Genomic DNA, 3617 nt, shown 5'->3' with positions numbered 1-3617 from the left:
CTTACAATTGGCGGAGAGGACTAGCAAAGCTAGCAGAGCTAAAGCAAGTAAGCGAAAGGAGCTCAAGATGGCTAAGGTTACGGAACGGCGGCTCGAAACAGTCCTCGGTTTCGTTCGGCACATTCTGACGTTCGGCGGGGGCTTCCTTGTTGCAAACGGAACGCTTGGGCAGTCGGATATGGAGTCCGCAGTAGGCGCCATCGTCACGCTTATTGGTATTATCTGGAGTGCTCTCCACAAGAAGAAGGTGCATCCAGATCTTCCTGTGTGAGCGGAGCCATTGAATGCTCGAGACATTTTCAGACTTAGCGTCGCAGGGGATTGTAAGGGATCACCCTCCCTACAATCTTCCTGCGAACGTTTGGACTGACGGGCAAAATGTTCGGTTTCGAAACGGAGCTGTAGAAGCCTTCAGTGGCCACGTCCCAGTTTTTGGAACACCCCCAGAAGCTCCAATCTGGGCAATGAGCGTTCCATCTGGAACAACGCATAGATGGCTTTGGGCTTCACAGACAAAGCTTTACAAATACGACGGGCTTCACAGCGACGTCAGCGGGCTTTCCTCTCCCTACAGCACAACGCTTGATGATCTTTGGAATGGGGGCATTTTAGGCGGAATTCCAGTCATCGCTAACGGCGTTGACGTCCCACAGGCCTGGACTGATTTTGGCTCCCCGCTCGTTGATCTTCCAAACTTCCCCGCGAATACAATTCCAAAACTCATCAGGCCCTTCAAAGGACACCTAATAGCATTCAACCTAAATATCTCCTCAATTCGCTATCCCCATCGCGTCTTGTGGAGCCATACAGCTGATCCTGGGACACTCCCAACCTCTTGGGATGTTGCCGATCCGACAGTAGATGCTGGTGAAGTCGACTTATCCGACGTTCTCGGAGGCCAGATCGTCGAAGCGCAGCCTCTCGATGAGCTTATGATTGTCTACAAAGAGACATCTACATGGACAATGCAGCGCATCAATTCTCCGTTCATTTTCAGCTTCGATCAGCTCTACACAACGATCGGTGCTCTTACGACGCATTGTGTAGAGCCGCTGCGCGATGCCCATGTTGTAGCAACGCAAGATGACCTGATCATTCACGATGGAGCGAGTGTTCAATCCCTGATCGCAAACCACTCGCGGCGTTGGCTTCAAGCAAACATCGATGCCACATATTACAACAGGTCATTCATCAGGCAAGACGCTAAAACAGGAGAAGTTTGGTTTTGCTTCCCCCAGAACGGATCACAGTTCCCTGATACAGCGCTTGTCTGGAACAGAATTGAGAACACTTACGGAGTCCGAGACCTCCCTTCAGCAACATATGCAGCAATCGGGCCTGCAGGCTCTAAGATAACAGAGCGAGATCTCATCCTCTGCGCAGCCAAGTTTTACCAGGCTGACCAAGGAACCGCTTTCGACTCCGTTCCGGTTACAGCTTCCGTCGAGAGGCTCGCATTTCCCGTCACAGGCGAACTCGATACAGTAAAGCTCATTAAGCGGATCTATCCTCGTATTTCAACCTCGTCATCCGTTACGATCGAGATTGGAACGCAGATGAAACTGACAGACACAGTCAGCTGGGTGCCAAAGACATTCAATCCAGCTACTGATGCATATGTTGACTTCTCTGCTGTTGGGCGTATAATTTCCATAAGGATCTCTGGGCAGGCCGACTGGAAGCTCTATGGCTTCGAGGTCGAGTTTGATGTCCTGAGCATGCTGTAGATTTGAAATGGAATGCCGCTGAATGGAGTGACATATGCCTCGGCTCTTCAGTCCCAAGTTCGGCAGAGAATTCGAAGTAGAGGTCACCCCGTTCTCGTCTTTCCGCTCTTCCTCCTCTTTCTCCTCTTCCTCATCTTTTTCGCAGTCATCTTCCCACTCTTCAAAGAAAGAAAAGAAGCGCGCGAAAGGAGAAAAGAAGCGGGCGAAAAAGGAAAGGAAGCTGGAAAAGAAGACATCGAAGCTCGAGCGCAAGAAAGAAAAGAAGAAGGAAAAGCTTGAGCGGAAGGCTGCGAAAGCTCTTGCGAAAGGGAAAGAGCATAAAGCACAGAAAATAGAGAAGAAGCTTGACAAAAAACTAGATAAAATCGATCACAAGATCGACAAGAAAACTAAGAAAATTGAGCGTAAGATCGACAAGATAGAGGATAAATTCGACCTTGTCGATCATATTCAGATGCAGCCTATATCTGTTCCGCCGCCCAAACGTCCTGAGGGGCTTATCATTCTTGCCGACGGAACGAACTGGGAGCCCATTCCGGGGCGAGGCGGAGGGCTCTTCTTCTATGACGGCAATGTGTGGAATAAACTCGGAACAGGGGCTATTGGAGATAAAGATACAGTCGATTTCAAGAATGACGTAACAGGTCCAGAGAAGCCAGAGAACAATGCGGATGTCACGCGCTGGCGAATGGGCGATGACGTTGTTCTTAATGGCAGTTTTGAAACTGGGACTTTTGAGGGCTGGGACCAGTACGACAATGCATCGCTTGTTCAGGATCCAACCCTTGCCCCTGTAGGTTCATGGCTTGCGCGCGTTACGCCTGGCGATGTTGGCCTTCGCTCCCAGCCATATGCCGTAAGTGAGGGGGATCGTTACATAGTCAAGTGCATCGCAATTAGGGACGAAAGCGCACTTCCAGATCAGGGACTTAGGTTTTCGTTAGAATATGAAACATCTGCAGGCGCGCATGTAAGCTTCTCGAACGAGGCTGTTGCCCAGACCAATATTTCCGGCGAACAGCCCCTGGAGATCCTTGTCGACGTTCCGACAGGCCTCAACATCGCGCGCGCCAGGATAACTGTTCGAGATAATACAGGGACCACGGGAGCTTGGTTCGTCGATGCGTTTCGAATGGTTCCGATGATCAGAGAGACGCAGATCGACGTCCTGAAGACGCAGAATGCCCCCGCTGAGCCAGGCGCTGAGAAGACAGCTGGGAAGTCGATTACTGTTCTCTCTGACACCAATGCTGATAACATTGCAGAAACTCCTACGAGGAAATGGGCCGGAGAAAGCGGTGCGACTGTAGGCGGAACAGTAGATGACGGGAGCGGGACAGGAAACATCACACTTCCGGGAGGGGAGAAAGTCCGAAACAACATGCTCCTTCTGAAGGAGGTTACGGTTACAACTCTTCCTCCTTCAGGGACTCATGACGGCCAGCTCGTCCTGCTCGACGGAAATCCTCCTGTCTGGTATCAGTGGGACGCAGCGACTTCCACCTGGATTAAGCGGGGGCCAAACGTTATCGGAGATCTCCCCGACGATACGATTTACGGAAAAACGAAGCTAACAGCTCTCACAAACAATGAAATCGATCTCGCAAAATCTGGCGTCCTCAATCGAACAGCTGACCAAATAGCAGAGACGCCGACAAGGAAATGGGCGGCTGAGAGTGGAGCAACGGTAGGCGGGACCGTTGACGACGGGAGCGGCATCGGGAATGTAAAACTTCCCGATGGCACAAAAATTCGAAATAACATGCTCCTGTTGAAGGATATAACTGTCACGACGCTTCCGGCAAGCGGCACTCACGATGGCCAGATGGTTCTTTTGGATGGCACCCCGCCTGTGTGGTATCAGTGGGACGCTGTAAGCTCTACGTGGGT

At 51.2% G+C, this 3617-nt stretch carries 3 protein-coding genes; all 3 read left to right on the top strand.

Going from position 1 to position 3617, the window contains the following annotated elements; genetic code table 11:
* The coding region (locus D6694_10670; protein ID RMH39928.1) for a hypothetical protein at positions 1–271 on the top strand (271 nt) is incomplete at its 5' end.
* 13 nt (positions 272–284) lie between these two features.
* Positions 285–1727, top strand: a complete 1443-nt coding sequence (locus tag D6694_10665; GenBank protein ID RMH39927.1) for a hypothetical protein — start codon at positions 285–287, stop codon at positions 1725–1727.
* 34 nt (positions 1728–1761) lie between these two features.
* A partial coding sequence (locus tag D6694_10660) for a hypothetical protein (protein ID RMH39926.1) occupies positions 1762–3617 on the top strand: 1856 nt, incomplete at its 3' end.

Source organism: Gammaproteobacteria bacterium, from assembly GCA_003696665.1.
Classification (GTDB): domain Bacteria; phylum Pseudomonadota; class Gammaproteobacteria; order Enterobacterales.
The sequence above is the reverse complement of the archived record's forward strand: the minus strand, read 5'-3'. Positions and strand labels throughout refer to the sequence as shown.

Excerpts from the sequence above, each read along its gene's own strand:
- D6694_10665 (RMH39927.1), top strand. The coding sequence starts at position 285 with ATGCTCGAGACATTTTCAGACTTAGCGTCGCAGGGGATTGTAAGGGAT.